At 69.5% G+C, this 19,802-nt stretch carries 15 protein-coding genes; 4 read left to right on the top strand and 11 right to left on the bottom strand.

Annotation, left to right across the window (positions count from 1 at the left end; all coding sequences use genetic code 11):
• Window positions 1-24 precede the first annotated feature (24 nt).
• From AC3RXZ_RS00420 to AC3RXZ_RS00400, 5 genes are all read right to left on the bottom strand, one after another.
• Window positions 25-1,821 carry a peptidoglycan D,D-transpeptidase FtsI family protein gene (locus AC3RXZ_RS00420; protein WP_491492834.1) on the bottom strand — a complete coding sequence of 599 codons (1,797 nt, stop codon included), beginning with the start codon at window positions 1,819-1,821 and terminating at the stop codon, window positions 25-27.
• A gap of 13 nt (window positions 1,822-1,834) precedes the next feature.
• Window positions 1,835-2,416 (bottom strand): cell division protein FtsL, encoded by a 582-nt coding sequence (gene ftsL, locus AC3RXZ_RS00415; protein ID WP_491492833.1) that lies wholly within the window; start codon window positions 2,414-2,416, stop codon window positions 1,835-1,837.
• Window positions 2,413-3,351: a 16S rRNA (cytosine(1402)-N(4))-methyltransferase RsmH gene (gene rsmH / locus AC3RXZ_RS00410; RefSeq protein ID WP_491492832.1), complete on the bottom strand. Its 939-nt coding sequence runs from the start codon at window positions 3,349-3,351 to the stop codon at window positions 2,413-2,415. The genes ftsL and rsmH overlap by 4 nt, the downstream gene beginning before the upstream one ends.
• A 100-nt stretch (window positions 3,352-3,451) precedes the next feature.
• Complete coding sequence (gene mraZ, locus AC3RXZ_RS00405) at window positions 3,452-3,883, bottom strand: division/cell wall cluster transcriptional repressor MraZ (protein ID WP_243226042.1); 432 nt, start codon at window positions 3,881-3,883, stop codon at window positions 3,452-3,454.
• A gap of 283 nt (window positions 3,884-4,166) precedes the next feature.
• Window positions 4,167-4,550, bottom strand: a complete 384-nt coding sequence (locus tag AC3RXZ_RS00400) for an SCO2097 family morphological protein (protein ID WP_491492831.1) — start codon at window positions 4,548-4,550, stop codon at window positions 4,167-4,169.
• Between the two features lie 102 nt (window positions 4,551-4,652).
• Between AC3RXZ_RS00400 and AC3RXZ_RS00395 the strand changes: the two genes are divergently transcribed.
• A complete protein-coding gene (locus AC3RXZ_RS00395; RefSeq protein WP_491492830.1) occupies window positions 4,653-5,741 on the top strand; it encodes a polyprenyl synthetase family protein in 1,089 nt (362 codons plus the stop codon).
• On the opposite strand, the gene AC3RXZ_RS00390 is transcribed toward AC3RXZ_RS00395, so the two are convergent.
• Window positions 5,742-6,101 (bottom strand): Rv2175c family DNA-binding protein, encoded by a 360-nt coding sequence (locus tag AC3RXZ_RS00390; RefSeq protein ID WP_491492829.1) that lies wholly within the window; start codon window positions 6,099-6,101, stop codon window positions 5,742-5,744.
• A 122-nt stretch (window positions 6,102-6,223) separates the two neighbouring features.
• Between AC3RXZ_RS00390 and AC3RXZ_RS00385 the strand changes: the two genes are divergently transcribed.
• The gene (locus AC3RXZ_RS00385; protein ID WP_491492828.1) at window positions 6,224-7,393 is read left to right on the top strand and encodes a LysM peptidoglycan-binding domain-containing protein; all 1,170 of its coding nucleotides are present in this window, start codon (window positions 6,224-6,226) and stop codon (window positions 7,391-7,393) included.
• Between the two features lie 79 nt (window positions 7,394-7,472).
• Entirely contained in the window at window positions 7,473-9,413 is a 1,941-nt protein-coding gene (pknB, locus tag AC3RXZ_RS00380) for a Stk1 family PASTA domain-containing Ser/Thr kinase (RefSeq protein ID WP_491492827.1), read from the top strand.
• A gap of 39 nt (window positions 9,414-9,452) precedes the next feature.
• Here the strand turns inward: pknB and AC3RXZ_RS00375 are convergent, their stop codons facing one another.
• Both AC3RXZ_RS00375 and AC3RXZ_RS00370 read right to left on the bottom strand, forming a co-directional pair.
• Window positions 9,453-10,793, bottom strand: coding sequence for a class II 3-deoxy-7-phosphoheptulonate synthase (locus AC3RXZ_RS00375; protein ID WP_491492826.1), 1,341 nt, complete (start codon window positions 10,791-10,793; stop codon window positions 9,453-9,455).
• 38 nt (window positions 10,794-10,831) lie between these two features.
• The gene (locus AC3RXZ_RS00370; protein ID WP_243226049.1) at window positions 10,832-11,530 is read right to left on the bottom strand and encodes a lysophospholipid acyltransferase family protein; all 699 of its coding nucleotides are present in this window, start codon (window positions 11,528-11,530) and stop codon (window positions 10,832-10,834) included.
• Window positions 11,531-11,648: 118 nt separating this feature from the next.
• On the opposite strand from AC3RXZ_RS00370, the gene AC3RXZ_RS00365 reads away from it, so the two are divergent.
• Window positions 11,649-13,478 (top strand): AMP-dependent synthetase/ligase, encoded by a 1,830-nt coding sequence (locus AC3RXZ_RS00365; protein ID WP_243226050.1) that lies wholly within the window; start codon window positions 11,649-11,651, stop codon window positions 13,476-13,478.
• A gap of 244 nt (window positions 13,479-13,722) precedes the next feature.
• Here AC3RXZ_RS00365 and AC3RXZ_RS00360 read toward each other — a convergent pair whose 3' ends face one another.
• Genes AC3RXZ_RS00360 through AC3RXZ_RS00350 form a run of 3 tightly spaced genes read right to left on the bottom strand, consistent with a single transcriptional unit; the run spans window position 13,723 to window position 19,757 of the window.
• Window positions 13,723-14,214 (bottom strand): peptide deformylase, encoded by a 492-nt coding sequence (locus tag AC3RXZ_RS00360; RefSeq protein ID WP_491492825.1) that lies wholly within the window; start codon window positions 14,212-14,214, stop codon window positions 13,723-13,725.
• Window positions 14,214-16,310 (bottom strand): MinD/ParA family ATP-binding protein, encoded by a 2,097-nt coding sequence (locus AC3RXZ_RS00355; protein ID WP_491492824.1) that lies wholly within the window; start codon window positions 16,308-16,310, stop codon window positions 14,214-14,216. Before AC3RXZ_RS00355 ends, AC3RXZ_RS00360 begins: the two co-directional genes overlap by 1 nt.
• Window positions 16,311-16,349: 39 nt before the next feature.
• A complete protein-coding gene (locus tag AC3RXZ_RS00350) occupies window positions 16,350-19,757 on the bottom strand; it encodes a pyruvate carboxylase (RefSeq protein ID WP_491492823.1) in 3,408 nt (1,135 codons plus the stop codon).
• Between the last annotated feature and the right edge of the window lie 45 nt (window positions 19,758-19,802).

Genomic DNA, 19,802 nt, shown 5'->3' with positions numbered 1-19,802 from the left:
TCCACGCGCGGCGGGTGGGCCGGCTTACTTGAACTTGGGCAGCAGCTCGTCCATGGGTTCGGTGGACGGCTTGACCCGATAGGTCTTGAGCACCTGCGTCATCGCCTTCTGGAAGGCTGTGGCGGTGGCGGCAGACGTCCTCAGCTTAGTCGGCTCGTCCATCGTCACCACGACGACGTACTCAGGATCCTCCGCCGGAGCGTACCCGACGATGCTCACGTCGAAGATGCCGGACTTGTATCCGCCGTGTCCGTCCGGCGTCTGTGCCGTACCGGTCTTGGTGGCGATGCGGTAGCCCGGGATCTCGATCCGCTCGGACAGCCCGCCCTGCACGGCGACGTTCTCGAGCATGCGCTGGACCTGCGCCGCTGTGCTCTCGCTGATGACCTGCTCGTGCTCGGGCGCGTCCGCCTCGACGACCGTGCCGTCGGCCTTCGTGCAGGACTCGATGAGGGACAGGTCGATGCGCTCGCCGTCGTTCGCGAAGGTCTGGTAGGTGCTCGCCAGCTGGGCCGCTGTGATCGTGAAGTGCTGACCGAACGTCGTGGTGTACAGCGACTGGTTGTCCCACTCGCTGGCGGGATGCAGCACGCCGGAGAGCTCGTCGTAGAAGTCCACGGCCGTCTTCTGGCCGACGCCGAACTTCTCCAGGTAGTCGTGTCGCACCTCGGGAGAGACCATGGTCCCGTACTTCGAGAGCGCGACGTTCGACGAGTCGATCAGTGCCCCCGCGAGGGTGTACTCGTAGCGCGGATGCGAGAACGGATCGTTGATCTCGGCGCCGTTGTCGAAGTACTCGCGGCTGTCCGCCGTGACGCTGGTGGACCAGTCCGCGACGCCCTGATCGATGATGGTTGCCGCCGTGACCGCCTTGAACGTGGATCCCGGCTCGAACTGCTTGGAGAAGATCTGCGACTTCCAGTAGTCCTGCGGTGTGCCGTCGACGTTGTTCGGGTCCACCGAGGGCCACTCCGCCGCTGCGCGGATCTTGCCGGTCTTCACCTCGACGACGGTCACGGTCGCGCTCTGTGCGCCCTGCCGCTGGGCCTCCTCGGCGATCATCTGCTGCAGATACCAGTTCAGGTCGCTGTTGAGCGTGAGCTGCACGGCGCCGCCGTCCACGGCTTCCGTCGTCGTCTCGCTGCCGGGGATCACGACGCCGTCCTCGCCGCGACGATAGGTCTGCTCGCCGTCCGTCGCCGCCAGGCACTCCGCGGCCATCCGCTCGACGCCGTACTGGCCCTCGCCCGCACCGTTGACGAATCCGACCATGGTCCCAGCGACGGCGCCGTTGGGATACACGCGGACGCTCCGGGACTTCATGGCGAGGTAGGACAGCCCCGCGTCCTTGAGCTCCTTCAGCTCCAGGTACTGCGCGGTGTTGAGACCGGTCTTGAGCGGCAGGTACTGCGATTCGGGGTTCTTCTCGAGATCAGCCGCGACATCCGCGCGCAGCTTCTCGCCGGTGGTGCCGATGATCGCGGCGATCCGGTCGGAGGCCTCGGCCCACAGGTACTTCGGCGGGTTCTTGTTGTCCTCGTCGTCGACGATCGCGATGAGCGACGGCGACAGCTGCACGTCGTAGACGAGCGTGCTCGCGGCGAGCACGGTGCCGTTCGCGTCGACGATGCTCCCGCGGTTGCCCTCGATCGTGGTCGTCAGGCCCAGATTGCCGATGTCGAGCGAGTCGGCCACATGGTCATCGGCGTTGACCACCTGGATGTCCACGAGCCGGACCACGAACGCCGCGAGGACGGAGAGGACGACGGCGAGGGCGACGACGGTGCGCCGACGGGGACCACGGGTTGCTCGCGTCGTCATCATCTCTCCTGTCTCAGTGTGTGCTCGGGGTCGGGAGCCCCTCGGTGATCGCCGGCGGCGTGTCGGATTGCTGCGGGGTCGTGGACTCGGTCGAGGTCGCGGATTCGGCCGATGCCGCAGCCTCTGTCGCCTTCTGATCCACCAGCAGCGAGTTCGCGACCGCACCGGGACCGTTCGGATCGACCGTCGAGGTCCAGTCGGCTCCGTCGGCCGCGCCGACCACCGCCCCGTCGCTGAGGCGGAGGTAGGACGCGCTGCCGGCGACGACCATGCCCAGCTCGCTCGCCTTGGTGGCGAGCGCCTGCGGAGAGGTCGTGCCGGCGAGCTGCTCCTCGAGCGCCTGGGTCTCGAGGGTCAGCGAGCGCTGTTCGGACTTCAGGTCGGCGAGGACGAACGAGTCGTGCGTCGTCGCGAGCGTCAGGCCCATCTGCACGGCGGCGATGACCGCAGCTCCGGCCAGCGCGACGAGCGCGTAGGCGAGCTTGGGCCGGCGTCGAGGAGCCGGCTGTTCGACGGGACGCAGGCGGCGTCCGCGCTCCTCACGGGCCGGAGCACTCGGTGCGGGCAGCAGACGTGCGGTGGCTTCGGCGCTCATGACCGCTCCCTCAGCTTCTCGGCGGCGCGCAGACGCACCGGGATCGCACGCGGGTTGCGCGCGCGCTCTTCCTCACCCGCGAGTTCGGCGCCCTTGGTCAGCATCCGGAACCGCGGTGCGTGCTCGGGGAGCTCCACGGGGAGCCCTGCCGGAGCGGTGGAGGCGGATGCCGCGGCGAACGCCTGCTTGACGAGGCGGTCCTCCAGCGACTGGTACGACATCACCACGATGCGGCCGTCGATGCTCAGGGCGTCCATGGCCGACGGGATCGCGTCGGCCAGCACGCTCAGCTCGGAGTTGACCTCGATCCGCAGCGCCTGGAACACCCGCTTGGCGGGGTGACCGGCCCGCTGGGCCGCTGCGGGCGTCGCGGCGATCAGCAGGTCGACGAGCTGCCCGGAGCGCTCCAGCGGCGCGCTCTGCCGCGCCTGGACGATGAAACGGGCGTACCGCGCGGCGAGCTTCTCCTCGCCGTAGCGCTCGAAGATGCGCCGCAGGTTGCCCTCGCTGTACGTGGCGAGCACCTCCGCCGCGGTCGTGCCCTTGGTCTGGTCCATCCGCATGTCCAGCGGGGCGTCCTGGGAGTACGCGAACCCGCGATCCGCCTCGTCCAGCTGCAGGGAAGAGACGCCCAGGTCGAAGAGGATGCCGTCCGCGCCCTGCGCATGCAGGCCGATCTCGTCGTACACCGAGTGCACGAACGACACGCGCCCGCCGAAGCGCGCGAGGCGCTCCGAGGCGATGCGCAGTGCATCCGTGTCGCGGTCGAGGCCGATGAGGCGGATGTTCTCGAATCGCTCGAGGAACGCCTCGGCGTGACCGCCCATGCCGAGCGTGGCGTCGACGAGCACGGCGCCGTCGTGCGCCAGCGCGGGGGCCAGCAGCTCGACGCAGCGCTCCAGGAGGACCGGGGTGTGGATGTCGCGGATGCTCATGATGTCTTCGGGAGACCTTCGACTCTGATCCCCCTCCGCTTCTCGACCCGGCACCGGGGAAGTGTGTCGGGGCGGGAGCGGCGGGGCATCACAGTCGAGGTCAGAACAATCCCGGAATCACCTCCTGCTCCAGTTCTGCGTACGATTCCTCGTTTCCTTCGAGGTAGGCGTTCCAGGCCGCGGCATCCCAGATCTCGGCGTGGGCGCCGACACCGGTGACGACGAGCTCCTTCTCGAGCCCCGCGTACTGACGCAGGTGCGCCGGGATAGTGATGCGGTTCTGGCTGTCGGGCATCTCGGCGCTCGCCCCGGAGAGGAACATGCGCAGGAAGTCGCGGGCCTGCTTGTTGCTGAGCGGCGCTTGCCGGATCCGCTCATGCATCTGCTCGAACTCGGCCGTGCTGAAGACGTACAGGCAGCGCTCCTGTCCGCGGGTGACGACGATGCCGCCGGCCAGATCCTCGCGGAACTTCGCCGGCAGGATGACCCGACCTTTGTCGTCGAGCTTCGGTGAGTGCGTCCCCAGCAGCATCGGCCTTCACCCCCTCTTCGTCCGGCCAACTCGAGGTGTGCCCCACTTTACTCCACTTTCCTCCACATTCCTACGACCAAACCCGAAGATCATGACAGACCGCAGCGATCCGCGCCAACGCGAACGCCAGGGATCCGCGGAAACACGGGGAGGAATCAGCGGTGGAGGGAAGTGGAGCGCCAGTGGAGGGCAGGTGGAGGCCCGGGGAGCTCACCGGCCCCGGAAACGCGAAGAACCCGGATGCTCAGAGCATCCGGGTTCTTCGAAGTGGAGAGAAGTGGGGTCAGCGGCCCTCTTGGCGGCGATCCCAGCGATCGTTCATGCGGTCCATGAACCCGCCCGAGGCGGCGTCGCTCTTGCGCCGCGGCACCTTGGGCGTCGACCCGGGCGCACGACGCACCGGGGTCACCGCGAGCATGACGCCCCCGAGCATGGCCAGGAAGCCGATGACGCCGATGACGACGGCGAAGGCGCCGAGTTCTCCGGCGAGGGCGACGCCGACGACCAGCGCCCCGATGCCGACGAGCAGCAGGACCGCGCCGTAGACGAGGTTCCGGTAGCTCAGCACGCGGTCTCCGGACGGCGCGCTGACGACGTCTGCGTCGTTCTTGAGGAGATGGCGTTCCATCTCGTCGAGCAGACGCTGCTCCTGTTCGGACAGTGGCATTCCGTCCCCCTCGGGTTTCGTGTCCTTCATTCTACTCGCGCGCAGGGCCGGAGGCTAGAGATCGGCTGAGAGGTCTTCACATCGTCGCCGTAGGCTGGAGCCGTGCCCTCGACCTCCTCCGTCGCCGACGCCGTCTCGCGCGCCCTCGACCTCTTCCTCGATCGGATGCGCGCCGAAGCCGGCGACTACGGACCGGAAGGACGCCGCTTCATCGAGGCCGCAGCACGGACGCTGAGCGGCGGCAAGCGACTGCGTGCCCGGTTCTGCCACGCCGGCTGGAGCGCGGTCGCGCGAGCCGCCGATCGGCGGGCCGCGGAACCCGAGGCGCTGTGGCAGCTGTGCGCCTCCCTCGAGGTGTTCCAGGCCGCGGCACTCGTGCACGACGACCTCATCGACAATTCCGACACGCGCCGCGGGCGGCCGGCCGCGCACCGCGCGCTCGAGGCGGAGCATGTCGCCGCGCGGTGGAGCGGAGACGCCGAGGACTTCGGACGCGCCTCCGCGATCCTGCTCGGCGACCTCCTCGTCGCGTGGAGCGATGACCTGCTCGAGCAGGCGCTGGCGCAGCACCCGAACGCGGCGGCCGTGCGTGCCGAGTACGGACGGATGCGCCGGGATGTCACGACCGGGCAGTTCCTCGACATCGCCGAGGAGTCCGCGTGGAGCGTCAGTCCGCTCGCCGAGCACGCCGAGCGCGCACTGCGCGTGGTGTCCTTCAAGTCCGCTCGCTACAGCGTCGCGCAGCCGCTGCTGCTCGGGGCGCTGCTCGCCGGCGCCGACCTGCCTCAGCTGGAGGCGCTGGAGCGGTTCGGCATGCCGCTCGGCATGGCGTTCCAGCTGCGCGACGACGTCCTGGGCGTCTTCGGCGACCCTGCTCTCACGGGAAAGCCCAGCGGCGACGACCTGCGGGAGGGCAAGCGCACCGTGCTCGTCGCCTTCACGCGCGAGCGCCTGGCGTCGCCGGCTCGAACCCTGCTCGACGAGATGCTCGGCGATCCCGACCTCGACGACCATCAGATCGCGGCTCTGCAGTCCACCGTGCGCGACAGCGGCGCGCTGGATCGCGTCGAGACGCTGATCTCCGACTATGCGCAGACGGCAGACCGCGCACTCCGCGGTGCGAAGCTCGACAATGCGGCGGTCGGAGAGCTGCGCGACCTCGCACGAGCCGCGACGGCACGCGTCGCCTGATCAGGCGAGCGTGCGCGCGATGCGCCGTACCTCGCTCTTGTGCCCGTCCAGCAGCGCGGCGATGGGGGCGCGTCCCAGAGTGTCCTCCTCGGCGAGGAGCCAGTCGATGATCTCGTCGTCCGTGAATCCGGCGTCCTGCAGCGCGATGATCGTCCCCCGCAGGGACGAGAGCGGATGCCCGTCCACGATGAAGACCGCAGGGACCGCGAGCACGCCCGTACGACGCGAGGCGATCAGATGATGCTCATCGATCAGGCGGCGCACACGGCTCTGGGTCTCCCCCAGCACCTCGACGAGATCGGGCAGGGTCAGCCAGTCAGTGGGGGTCGCTTCGGGGGCAGTCTCAGACACGTTGTTCACTATCTCACCTCGGGGCGGGAGATGCATGTCGCCTCATTCGTCACAACAGTCACATTCTCCACTTCTGTTGACTTACGTATACATCCGTGTCAGCGTGGATTCGGCGATTTAAGGGGGGAACCTTGATCCAGCAGACCATGCGACGCCGCACCCGCCACCTGCAGGTGGGAGTGCCGGCCGCGCTTCTGAGCACGCTCGCGGGCACACTCACCGCCGCACCGGCCTCGGCGGCCGAGACCGCGACCGGAGCCCTCGACGGGATCCATGTCCTCGGCTCCCGCACCCTTCCTGCCGCTGCTCCGACCCCCGCCACGCACACCGTGCGCTCGGGTGACACCGTGTGGGCGATCGCGAAGCGGTACGGCCTGCGCTCCGCGGACCTGCTGTCGTGGAACGGGCTCGGCGCGAACGCGCTGATCCGTCCGGGGCAGGTGCTGCGGCTGACCGCTCCCAGCGCACCCGCGGCGCCGGCGACTTCGGCCCCGGCCCCGCAGACGCAGACCCACACCGTCGTCGCCGGCGACACGATCACGCGCATCGCCGCGAAGTACGGAACCACGATCGACGCCGTCCTGGCCGCCAACGGCCTGTCCCGCTCCTCCATCATCTACCCCGGTCAGAAGATCCGCGTCGCGGGCTCGGCCGCATCGGCGCCGGCATCCACCCCGGCCCCCGCTCCCGCGCCCAGCAGCTCGTCGACGAGCCACACGGTCGCGGCGGGCGACACCATCACCGGGATCGCGGCGAAGCACGGCACCACGATCAGCGCCGTCCTCGCCGCCAACGGCCTGTCCCGCTCGTCGATCATCTATCCGGGTCAGAAGCTCACGATCCCCGGCCCCGCCACCGTGGCGGCGACCTCGAACACCGGCCAGAAGACGGCGGAGCTGAACGCGCCTCAGGCCGAGAACGCGGCCATGATCATCCGGATCGGCCGCGACCTCGGCGTCTCGGATCGCGGCATCGCCATCGCCCTCGCCACCAGCATGGTGGAATCCTGGCTGCGCAACCTCGACTGGGGCGATCGCGATTCGCTCGGCCTGTTCCAGCAGCGGCCGAGCACCGGGTGGGGCACCGCCGAGCAGATCCGGCACCGCGACTACGCGATCCGCGCCTTCTACACCGGCACGACCAACGCCGACGGCACGATGACGCATGGACTGCTCGACATCGACGGCTGGGAGTCCATGCGCTTCACGGACGCGGCGCAGGCCGTGCAGAACTCCGCCTTCCCCGAGCGGTACGGGCAGTGGGAGCAGGCCGCGTACCGATGGCTGGCCCAGTACGGGTGACCCCGCAGAGCCGCGCGCGTATCGCCGCAGGGGTGCGCCGTTGCCCGGGCTTGCAGGCTGTTCTCCGTAGACTTTCTTCGTGACGACGAATCAGCAGGCCGACCCCCTCATCGGGCGGCTTGTCGACGGTCGCTATCGTGTCCGCGCCCGGATCGCCCGCGGCGGCATGGCCACGGTGTACGTCGCCACCGATCTGCGCCTGGAGCGCCGCATCGCCCTGAAGGTCATGCACGCGCACCTCAGCGACGACTCGAACTTCCAGAGCCGGTTCATCCAGGAGGCGCGCGCGGCCGCGCGCCTGGCCGATCCTCACGTGGTGAACGTGTTCGACCAGGGCCAGGACGGCGAGCTGGCCTACCTGGTGATGGAGTATCTGCCTGGCATCACGCTGCGTGAGCTGCTGCGCGAACAGCGCCGGCTCACGATCCCGCAGACCATCACGATCATGGACGCGGTGCTGTCCGGTCTGGCCGCCGCGCATCGCGCCGGCATCGTGCACCGCGACGTCAAGCCCGAGAACGTGCTGCTCGCCGAGGACGGCCGGATCAAGATCGGCGACTTCGGCCTCGCCAGGGCCACCACGGCGAACACCGCGACGGGAGCGCAGCTCCTCGGCACCATCGCGTATCTCGCGCCGGAGCTCGTGACGCGCGGCACCGCCGACGCCCGCAGCGACATCTACGCGCTGGGCATCATGCTCTACGAGATGCTCACCGGCGAGCAGCCGTACAAGGGCGAGCAGCCCATGCAGATCGCGTTCCAGCATGCGACCGAATCGGTGCCGCGACCGAGCGTGCGCAATCCCGGCGTCCCCGAGCCGCTGGACGAGCTCGTGCTCTGGGCGACCGAGCGCTCCCCGCAGGAGCGCCCCGACGACGCGCAGGCGATGCTGAACCGGCTCCGCGAGATCGAACAGGATCTCGGCATCGCCCCTCAGGTCGCCGCGGCGACCTCTCCTCCGGCGCGCTCGCAGCTGGACTCCGGGGACGTGACCAAGGTCCTGCCGGGAACTGCCGTCATCGCGGACCCGACGGGCCCGGTGGCCCAACAGGTCGACAACGCGACGCTCCTGCGGCGGCGCGCGTCGCGCCGCCGCGCCCGCGGAGCCTTCCTGCTCGCGCTCGTCCTGCTGCTCGCCACGGTCGCCGGCGGCGTGGGCTGGTGGTTCGGATCCGGACCCGGGTCGCTGGTCGCCGTCCCCGATGTCGCGGGCCTTACCTTCGAGGCCGCCGAGGCCGAACTGGCCGAGCACGATCTCGTCGCGGTCCGCGCCGAGGCGGATTCGATCGACGTCGACGCCGGTCAGACCATCCGCACCGACCCCGAACCGGGGCAGCGCCTGGACAAGGGCACCGAGGTCACTGTCGTGATCTCCACCGGGCCGGCCGCGCACACGCTGGACCCGCTCGCCGGTCAGAGCGCCGAGGACGTCCGCGGCATCCTCACCGGCGCGAAGCTCAACGTCACCGACGACGAGACGTACTTCTCCAGCGATGTGCCGGAGGGCTCCGTCCTCAACGTGCGCATCACTCCCCGGGCCGGCGGCGACGCGTACGCGTGCGGAGAGGGCTGCGAGGTCCTCGAGGACGACACGGCGACGATCCAGGTCTCGCTGGGCGAGGTCCCCGACGTCACGGGCATGACGGTGAACCAGGCGACCAAGACCCTCACCGACAAGGGCCTCGTGGTCACCGAGGAGCCGAGCCTGCGCTTCAGCGACGACATCGCGGACGGCGACGTCATCGGCATCGAGGACCGGGCCGAGGAGGGCCTGTGGCGTCCGGGCGACGAGGCCACCCTGATCGTCTCGAAGGGACCAGAGCTGTTCGAGGTGCCGGATGTGGTCGGGATGACCAGGGACGAAGCGAAGAAGGCCCTGGACGACGCCGGCTTCACCTACTCCTACAACAGCTTCTGGGACTTCCCCGCCAACGAGAGCACCCGCGTCGAAGCGCAGTCGCCCACGGAACCGCAGCGCAAGGGCGCCACGATCGAGCTCACGATCGGCGGAACGTTCTAGGACGTCCCTGCGCAGAACGGCGGGACGTCCTCAGTCGGTTCAGCGGGACTCGAGCTCCTCGGCCACGAGGAACGCCAGCTCGAGGGACTGCATGTGGTTCAGGCGAGGATCGCACAGCGACTCGTAGCGGGTCGCGAGATCCGCCTCGTCGATGTGCTCGGAGCCGCCGAGGCACTCCGTGACGTCGTCTCCGGTGAGTTCGACGTGGATGCCGCCGGGGAACGTGCCGACCGCGCGATGCGCCTCGAAGAAGCCGCGCACCTCGTCGACGACGTCGTCGAAGCGGCGCGTCTTGTAGCCGGTCGGCGTCGTGATGCCGTTGCCGTGCATCGGGTCCGTGACCCAGAGCGGTGCGGCTCCGGTATCCTTCACGGCCTCGAGAAGCGGCGGAAGCGCGTCGCGGATCTTTCCCGACCCCATGCGCGTGATGAAGGTGAGACGGCCGGGCTCGCGCTCGGGGTCGAGCTTGTCGATCAGCGCCAGCGCCGTCTCCGGGGTCGTGGTGGGACCGAGCTTCACGCCGATGGGGTTGCGGATGCGCGAGAAGTAATCGATGTGCGCGCCGTCGAGGTCGCGCGTGCGCTCCCCGATCCAGAGGAAGTGCGCCGACGTGTTGTAGGGCGTGTCCGTGCGGGAGTCGATGCGGGTCATCGGGCGCTCGTAGTCCATGAGCAGACCCTCGTGCCCGGTGAAGAACTCGACGCGCTTGAGCTCGTCGAAGTCGGCGCCGGCCGCCTCCATGAACTTGATCGCCCTGTCGATCTCGTTCGCCATGCGCTCGTAGCGCTGGTTGGCCGGGTTCTGGGCGAAGCCGCGGTTCCACGAGTGCACCTCGCGCAGGTCCGCGAAGCCGCCCTGCGTGAACGCGCGGATGAGGTTCAGCGTCGAGGCGGCCGTGTGATAGCCCTGCAGCAGACGCGCGGGGTCCGCCTGACGCGAGACCTCGGTGAAGTCGTAGCCGTTGACGATGTCGCCGCGGTAGGCCGGCAGGGTCACGTCGCCCCTGGTCTCCGTGTCGCTGGAGCGCGGCTTGGCGAACTGCCCGGCCATTCGTCCCATCTTGACGACGGGCATGGACGCCCCGTAGGTGAGTACGACGGCCATCTGCAGCACGGTCTTGATCCGGTTGCGGATCTGCTCGGCGGTGGCACCCGCGAACGTCTCGGCGCAGTCACCGCCCTGGAGCAGGAACGCCTGGCCGGAGGCCGCGCGGGCGAGCCGATCGCGCAGGTTGTCGACCTCGCCGGCGAACACCAGCGGAGGCAGTGCCGCGATCTGGCCGGAGACCTCGGCGACGCGCTCGGCGTCCGGCCACTGCGGCTGCTGCTTGATCGGGAGGGAGCGCCATGCGTCGAGAGCGGCGTCATGCGGGTTCGGCATCTCCCCAGCTTACTGGGCGGCGCTCCCCGCCAGAGCCGTCAGGACCGTCGTGTGACGCGGGCCGGGAGGCGGTCCTTGACGGTCGACGCGTAGACGTCGTCGTACTCCTGCTCCCCCAGTCGCTGCAGGGCGATCATGATCTCGTCCGTGACGGAGCGGAGGATGTACCGGTCGTTCTCCATGCCCGCGTAGCGGGAGAAGTCCAGCGGCTCTCCGATCACGATGCCGACCCGGACGATGTTCGGCAGGCGCTGCCCGATCGGCATCGCCGTGTCGGTGTCGACCATGACGACGGGGATCACCGGGACCCTGGCCTCCAGCGCCATGCGCGCGATGCCCGTGCGGCCGCGATAGAGGCGCCCGTCAGGACTGCGGGTCCCCTCGGGATAGATGCCCAGCAGATCGCCGCGTCCGAGCACCTGCAGGCCCGTGTTCAGGGACGCTTCCGAGGCCTTGCCACCGGAGCGGTCGATGGGCAGCTGACCGGTGGCCTTCATGAAGAAGCGCGTCGCCCACCCCTTGATCCCACGGCCGGTGAAGTAGTCGCTCTTGGCGAGGAACGACATGGGACGATCGATCATGAGCGGCAGGAAGATCGAATCCGCGAACGAGAGATGATTGCTGGCGAGGATCGCCGCTCCCGTCGTCGGCACGTTGCGCCGGCCCACGATCCAGGGGCGGAAGATCGCCTTGACGATGGGGCCGATCGCGACGTACTTCATCAGCCAGTAGAACATCGTTGTGCAGTCTAGCGCCCGGCCATGCCTTGCGACGCAGTACCAGTGATCGCGCGACTGAATCCCATGCCTTAGACTCGACGCAACACCGTGCCCGACCGGTACCGAAGGAGCTGCCGTGGTCCAGTTCGAAGTTCCCGCGATCGTCCCCGCCGACCCGCAGGCGAACGTCACCGACCTGCTGGTGGAGAGGGCGAAGGCGACACCGGATCTCGCCCTGTTCTCCGTCCCGCAGGGCGAAGGATGGCGCGACATCAGCGCCGCCGATTTCCAGACGGCCGTGATCGCCCTGGCCAAGGGCTTCGCCGCTGCCGGCATCCAGCCCGGCGACAAGGTCGGCTTCATCGCGCGCACCACGTACGAGTGGTCGCTGATCGACTTCGCGCTGTTCTACGCCGGCGCGGTCATGGTTCCGATCTACGAGACCAGCTCCCCCGCGCAGATCCAGTGGATCATGGAGGACTCCGGGGCGATCGCGATCATCGTGGAGTCCTCGGACCACTTCCAGCGCTTCGACGAGGTGCGCGGTGATCTCCCGCTCGTCCGCGAGGTCTGGCAGATGCACCTGGGCGCGATCGACGCGCTGACGGCGCAGGGCGAGGCGATCGAGGATGCCGAGATCGAACGCCGCCGTCAGATCGCCGTCGGCAGCGACATTGCGACGCTGATCTACACCTCGGGCTCGACGGGGCGTCCGAAGGGCTGCGTCCTGACGCACAGCAACTTCGTCGAGCTCTCGCGCAACTCCGCCAAGGCGCTGGACGCCGTGGTCACGACCCCCGGCGCGTCGACCGTGCTGTTCATCACGACCGCGCATGTGTTCGCGCGGTTCATCTCGATCCTCAACATCCACGCGGGCGTGCGCACCGGGCATCAGCCGGACACTAAGCAGCTCCTCCCCGCCCTCGGCTCCTTCAAGCCCACGTTCCTCCTGGCCGTCCCCCGCGTGTTCGAGAAGGTGTACAACTCGGCGGAGCAGAAGGCCGAGGCCGGCGGCAAGGGCAAGATCTTCCACGCCGCCGCGGCAGCCGCGATCGAGCACTCGCGTCTCGTCGAGGAGGGACGCCGGATCCCGCTCGGCCTGCGGATCAAGTTCGCACTGTTCGACAAGCTGGTGTTCTCGAAGCTGCGCGCCGCCATGGGCGGCAACGTCGTGTACGCGATCTCCGGCTCCGCACCCCTGGGCGCGCGTCTCGGACACTTCTTCCACAGCCTTGGCGTCGTCATCCTCGAGGGCTACGGCCTGACCGAGACCACCGCTCCGGCCTCCGTCAACCTCGCCGACAAGGCGAAGATCGGCACCGTCGGCCCGGCGCTGCCCGGCGTCGGCATCCGACTCGCCGAGGACGGCGAGATCGAGGTCAAGGGCATCAACGTCTTCAAGGAGTACTGGAACAACCCCGAGGCGACGGCCGCGGCGTTCGACGACGGATGGTTCCGCACCGGTGACCTGGGAAGCTTCGACAGCGAGGGCTTCCTCACGATCACCGGGCGCAAGAAGGAGATCATCGTCACAGCGGGAGGGAAGAACGTCGCCCCTGCCGCCCTCGAGGACCCGATCCGTGCGAACCCCGTGGTCGGCCAGGTGGTCGTGGTCGGTGACCAGAAGCCGTTCATCTCGGCCCTGGTCACGCTCGACCCCGAGATGCTGCCGACGTGGCTCGCGAACAACGGCCTGTCCGGCGACATGTCCCTCGCCGACGCCGCGAAGCACGAGGCCGTCCGCGCCGAGGTGCAGCGTGCGGTGGATGCCGCGAACGCGACCGTCTCGCGGGCCGAGTCGATCCGGAAGTTCACGATCCTCGGCTCGGAATGGACCGAGGCCTCCGGCCACCTCACGCCGAAGCTGTCGATCAAGCGGAACGTGATCCTGCAGGACTTCGCCGAGGAGATCTCCGCGATCTACGACGAGCCGGTGCAGACGACCAACGTCGCCCTCGGCGGCTGACCCCCCTCGCTCGTTGAGCGAGCGGAGCGAGTCGAAACGCGGTTTCCCTCCAGAACGCCGTTTCGACTCCTCGCTCCGTCCGTTCAGCGATCGTCCCCCACCTCGCTCGTTGAGCGAGCGGAGCGAGTCGAAACGCGGTTTCCCTCCAGAACGCCGTTTCGACTCCTCGCTCCGCTCGTCGCTCAACGCTGATGCGCGACCGCTTCAACGCCGCTTCGCGGCATTGATCCGGTCCGCATCAGTATCAGAACCAGCTGCTCTCGCGGACCTCGCGCATGGCGACCTTGCGGGTCTCGGGAGCCAGCCTCGAGAGGTAGACCATGCCGTCGAGGTGGTCGGTCTCGTGCTGCAGCGCCTGCGCGAGCAGGCCCTCACCTTCGAGGACGACGGGATTCCCGTCGAGGTCGATGCCCTCGACGCGCGCCCACGGGTGGCGCAGGGCGTCGTGCCAGAGACCGGGGACGGACAGGCATCCCTCCCCCGTCGGCACAGGCTCGCCGCGGACCTCGACCAGGACTGGGTTGAGGACGTAGCCGATGTCGCCGTCGATGTTGTAGCTGAAGGCGCGCTGCGCGACACCGATCTGGTTCGCCGCGACGCCGGCACGGCCCGGGAGCTCCACGGTGTCGACCAGGTCGGTCACCAGAGCACGGACGCCGTCGTCGATGTCCTCGATCGGGGCGCAGACCGTGCGCAGCACGGGGTCGCCGAACAGGCGGATGTCGCGGACGGCCATCAGGCGGCGCTCGCGCGCAGGCCTTCGACGAGCAGAGCCGCCAGCTCCCTGGCAGCCTGCCTGGTCTCCGGCTGGAGCGAGGTGAAGACGATCGGTCCGCCGCCGGCGATCTGCGGGTCGTACGGCATCCGCACCACGTGGCGTGCACGGGTCGCGAAGTGCGCCTCGAGCTCGTTCAGCCGCACGAGCGGGGCTCCCGGCGTCGACTGGTTGAGCACCACGATCGCGTCGCGCGCCTGAGCCGCGTACCCGTTGGTCTCGAGCCAGGTCAGCGTCTCCGAGGCCAGGCGGGCCTCGTCCACGCTCAGCCCCGACACGATCACGAGCTGATCGGCCAGTTCGAGGGTCGCTCCCATGACCGAGTGCACGATGCCGGTGCCCGTGTCGGTGAGCACGAGGGAATAGTAGTGCGCCGCGACGTCCGCGACGTCGCGGTAGTCGGCATCGCCGAACGCGTCGGCGATGCGCGGGTCGGCGTCCGAGGCGAGCACGTCGAGGCGCGTCGTGTCCCGCGCGACGATCGCGGAGATGTCGTGGTAGCCGCGCACCTCGTCGTGGATGCGGACGAGGTCGCGCACGGATCGGGTGTGCGAGCGCACGATGCGTTCGGCCAGGGTGCCGCGGTCGGGGTTCGCGTCCACGGCGATGACCCGGTCGTCCCTGGCATCCGCGAGCGCCATGCCGAGCAGTGCGGTGACGGTCGTCTTGCCTACACCGCCCTTGCGGGAGAGCACCGGGACGAAGCGCGCACCGCCGCTCAAGGGCGAGGCGATCTTCGCGGTCAGCGCCTTCCGCGCCTTGGCCTTCTTCCCGTCGCCGATGTTGATGCGGCGGCCCGAGACGGTGTACAGGAAGTGGCTCCAGGCCCCTTCCGGCTCGGGCTTGGTCACCTGGTGCGGATCCAGCAGGCGGTCGGCGGTCAGCAGGTCCGCCGACTCGCGGGACGCCTGTCCCAGCTGGTCGCCGAGCCGCTTCGAGGTCAGCTCGACGTCGCTCCTCGCCGGCGCGGCCGCCGTCCGGGGTGCGAGCGAGGTGTCGGTCGACGCCTTCTCGGCATCCTTCTCGGTGCTCACGGTCTCGTCCTCTTCTTCTGCGGGGTCGGATGCTCCGCCGGCCGCCGCCCGCTCCACCGTGGCGACCCAGGGAGAGCGGGAACGCTCGACGGCGGTTCGTGCAGGCTCTGTCCGCGGGGCCGCGGATGCGGACTCGCCGACGGCCGGAGCGGCCGCCGGCTGTGCGGAGGCCGTCGGCTGAGCGGCCGCGGTCAGCTCCTCGGCATCCGGCTCCGCGTTCCCGGTCTCGGACGCGCCCTCGGTTGCGGTCTCAGTCTCGGACGCGATCGTCTCGGCCTTCGCGGCTTCGGCCTTCGCAGTCTCGGACTGCACAGTCGCCGACTCTTCGGCCGCCGGCTCGGCGGTCGCCGACTCCGGCACGGAAGGTTCGGCGGACTCCGCGGGTCCGGCAGGTGCACTATCCTCGATCGGCTCGGGCTCGGCGGATCGAGGGGCGACGGGCTCGGTCGTCCGTGCCTTCTTCGCCGTCGCGGGCTTCGCCGCGGTCGTCTTCGTCGCCTTGCCGGCCTTGGATGCGGCGGAGGCCTTCTTCACCGGGGCCGCCGGCTTGGCACCTCCGGCGGGCGCGGACTTCTTCGCGACGGGGGTCGCCGGAACAGCATCCTGTTCGACGATGATGTCCTCGGCGGCGTCCGCCGACTCCTTCGCGGCGATCCGCTCGGCCAGCTCGTCCTGGTCGAGGACCACCTCGGCGGTGACCGCGTCCTCGGAGTCCGCGACGGGCTCGTAGGTCCGCTCCTCGGCAGGCACCTCGATCACGATGTCGATGCTGCCGTCCTGGATGCGTCCGACTTCGGGCTCCGGCGCGGGTTCCGGGGCGGGCTCGATGATCAGATCGGCCGCCACCTCGCCGTCGATGACGCCGTCGTCGAGCAGGTCGTCCTCGTCTCCGGTCGGGATCGCCACGCGGACCTGGGCGGTGCCGCCGAGGATGCCGATGCCCGCCGTGTCCAGGGACGCGGCGTCATCCAGCACCCCGAGCGAATCATCGTCGTCGGGTCGAGCGGTGTTCTTCGCGGTCATTTCTCACTCCCAGCCGTGCGGAATGCACGCCGGACAAGATTACTGGGCCGGGCGGATGACGACCAAAAGGTCGCCGGCGTCCACCTGGGCGGTCGCGGCGATCGCGAGGCGGTCGACCACCCCGTCCACGGGCGCCGTGATCGCAGCCTCCATCTTCATCGCCTCGATCGAGGCGACCGGCTCCCCGGCGCGCACGGACGCCCCGACCTCGGTCTTGAGCGTGACCACGCCCGAGAACGGAGCGGCGACCTGACCGGGCTTGGAAGTGTCCGCCTTCTCGACCTCGTGCGCCTCCACCGCGATGGAGCGATCGCGCACGAAGACCGGGCGGAGCTGACCGTTCAGCGTCGTCATGACCGTGCGCATGCCGCGTTCATCCGCCTCTCCGATCGCCTCGAGTCCGACATACAGCTGCACACCGCGATCGATCTCCACGAGGTGCTCCTGACCGGGCACGAGGCCGAACAGATAGTCCCCGGTGTCGAGGACGGAGAGGTCTCCGAACAACTCCCTCATCTGCGCGAACTCGCGGGTCGGAGCAGGGAACAGCAGAGTGTTCAGGCGTGCCCGGCGCTGGGCGCTCGTGCCGGCGAGCTCGCGCTCGTCCTCGGCCGTGATGTCGGTGAGAGCCGGACGCACGGTGCGTCCGGCGAGCACCTTGGAGCGGAACGGCTCCGGCCACCCGCCGGGCAGGTCGCCGAGCTCGCCCGCCATGAACCCGACCACCGAGTCCGGGACGTCGTACTTCTCGGGATGCGCCTCGAAGTCGGCGGGATCGGCCTTCACGGCGGCGAGGTGCAGCGCGAGATCGCCGACGACCTTGGACGAGGGCGTGACCTTCGGAACACGCCCGAGGATGCGGTCGGCAGCGGCGTACATGTTCTCGATGAGCTCGAAGTCGTCCGCCAGGCCCAGCGCCTTGGCCTGCTGGCGCAGGTTGGAGAGCTGGCCGCCGGGGATCTCGTGATGGTAGACGCGTCCGGTGGGTCCGGGCAGCCCCGATTCGAAGGGGGCGTAGGTGTTGCGCACGGCCTCCCAGTACGGCTCGAGGTCGCTGACTCCGGCGAGGTCGATCCCGGTGTCGCGCTCGGTGTGTGCCAGGGCCGCGATCAGCGAGGACAGCGAGGGCTGGCTGGTCGTCCCGGACAGCGGTGCGGATGCCGCGTCCACGGCGTCGACGCCGGCGGCACTGGCCGCGAGCAGCGTGGCGAGCTGACCTCCGGGGGTGTCGTGCGTGTGCAGATGCACCGGAAGCTCGAAGCGCTCGCGCAGCGCCGACACGAGACGAGCCGCCGCCGCGGGACGCAGGAGCCCCGCCATGTCCTTGATCGCGAGCACATGTGCGCCCGAGTCCACGATCTGCTCGGCGAGACGCAGGTAGTAGTCGAGGGTGTACAGATCCTCGTCGGGGTTCAGCAGGTCGCCCGTGTAACACAGCGCGACCTCGGCCACGGCCGTGCCTGTGGAGCGGACGGCGTCGATCGCGGGACGCATCTGGGAGACGTCGTTGAGGGCGTCGAAGATGCGGAAGACATCCACCCCGCTGGAGGCGGCCTCGTGCACGAACGCGTCGGTGACGGCCGTGGGATAGGGCGTGTACCCCACGGTGTTGCGCCCGCGCAGCAGCATCTGGATGGCGACGTTCGGAAGCGCCGCACGCAGCTTGTCGAGCCGCTCCCACGGGTCCTCGCCGAGGAAGCGCAGCGCCACATCGTAGGTCGCTCCTCCCCAGGCCTCCACGGACAGCAGACCGGGCGTCAGGCGCGCGAGATACGGGGCGACGGCGACGAGGTCGCGCGTGCGCACGCGGGTCGCCAGCAGCGATTGGTGCGCGTCGCGGAACGTCGTGTCGGTGACCGCGAGGGCCTTCTGCCGGCGCAGTTCGGCGGCGAAGGCATCCGGACCCAGCTCCAGGAGGCGCTGCCGGGACCCGGCCGGCGGCGCCGACGAGAGGTCGAGCTCCGGGAGCTTGGTGCGCGGATCCGCCGTGCCGGGGTGCGCGCCGTTCGGCTTGTTCACCGTGACGTCGACGAGCCAGTTCAGGATCTTCGTCCCGCGGTCCTTCGAGACGCGGCCCTTCAGCAGCTCCGGGCGTTCGTCGATGAAGGCCGTGCTGACGTCCCCGGCGATGAACGCCTCGTCCTCGAGCAGCGCCTGAAGGAACGGGATGTTCGTCGAGACGCCGCGGATGCGGAACTCCGCCAGCGCACGCCGGGCACGCGCGACGGCCGCCGGGAAGTCGCGTCCGCGACACGTCAGCTTCGACAGCATGGAGTCGAAGTGCGGGCTGATCTGTGCCCCCTGGTGCACCGTGCCGCCGTCGAGGCGGATGCCGGCGCCGCCGGGCGAGCGGTAGGTGGTGATCTTGCCGGTGTCCGGGCGGAAGCCCTGCGTCGGATCCTCGGTCGTGATGCGGCACTGCAGGGCGGCGCCGCGCAGGTGGATGCGGTCCTGGGTCAGCCCGAGGTCGGCCAGCGTCTCGCCGGCCGCGATGCGCATCTGGGTCTGGACGAGGTCGACGTCGGTGACCTCCTCCGTGACCGTGTGCTCGACCTGGATGCGGGGATTCATCTCGATGAAGACGACCTCGCCGGCGCGTTCTCCCGCGGTCTCGAGGAGGAACTCGACGGTTCCGGCGTTCTCGTAGCCGATCGAGCGAGCGAACGCCGTCGCGTATCCGTGCAGCGCCTCGCGGATGTCGTCGTCGAGGTTCGGTGCGGGAGCGATCTCGACCACCTTCTGGTGGCGGCGCTGGACCGAGCAGTCCCGCTCGAACAGGTGCACGGTCTCGCCGGTCTTGTCTGCCAGGACCTGCACCTCGATGTGGCGCGGGCGCACGACGGCCTGCTCGAGGAACATCCGCGGATCGCCGAAGGCGCTGGCCGCCTCGCGCATCGCCTCGGCGAGGGCCGGGGCCAGCTCGGCCTTCGTCTCGACCCGGCGCATGCCGCGTCCGCCGCCTCCGGCGACGGCCTTCGCGAACAGGGGGAATCCGATCTCGTCCGCCTGCGCGAGCAGGGCGTCCACGTCGTCCGAGGCCTCGGTGGACCGCAGAACCGGCACCCCCGCCTCGATGGCGTGGCGCTTGGCCTCGACCTTGTTTCCCGCCATCTCGAGCACGGCGGCGGGCGGGCCGATGAAGACGATGCCGTTGGCCGCGGCCTTCTCGGCCAGTTCCGGGTTCTCGGAGAGGAAGCCGTAGCCGGGATAGATCGCATCGGCGCCGGACTCGAGAGCGACGCGGATGATCTCGTCCACGTCGAGATAGGCGCGCACCGGATGACCCCGCTCGCCGATCACATAGGCCTCGTCGGCCTTCAACCGATGCAGCGAGCCGCGGTCCTCGTGCGGGAAGACGGCGACCGTCCTAGCCCCCACCTCGAACGCCGCGCGGAAGGCCCGGATCGCGATCTCGCCACGATTGGCCACAAGGATCTTCTGGAACATGCACACCTCTGGATGCTCGATGCGCGCGACGATCCGCGCACAAGG

It is taken from the genome of Microbacterium cucumeris, assembly GCF_058349845.2.
Note: the sequence above shows the minus strand (reverse complement) of the source record. Positions and strands in the feature narration are given on the sequence as shown.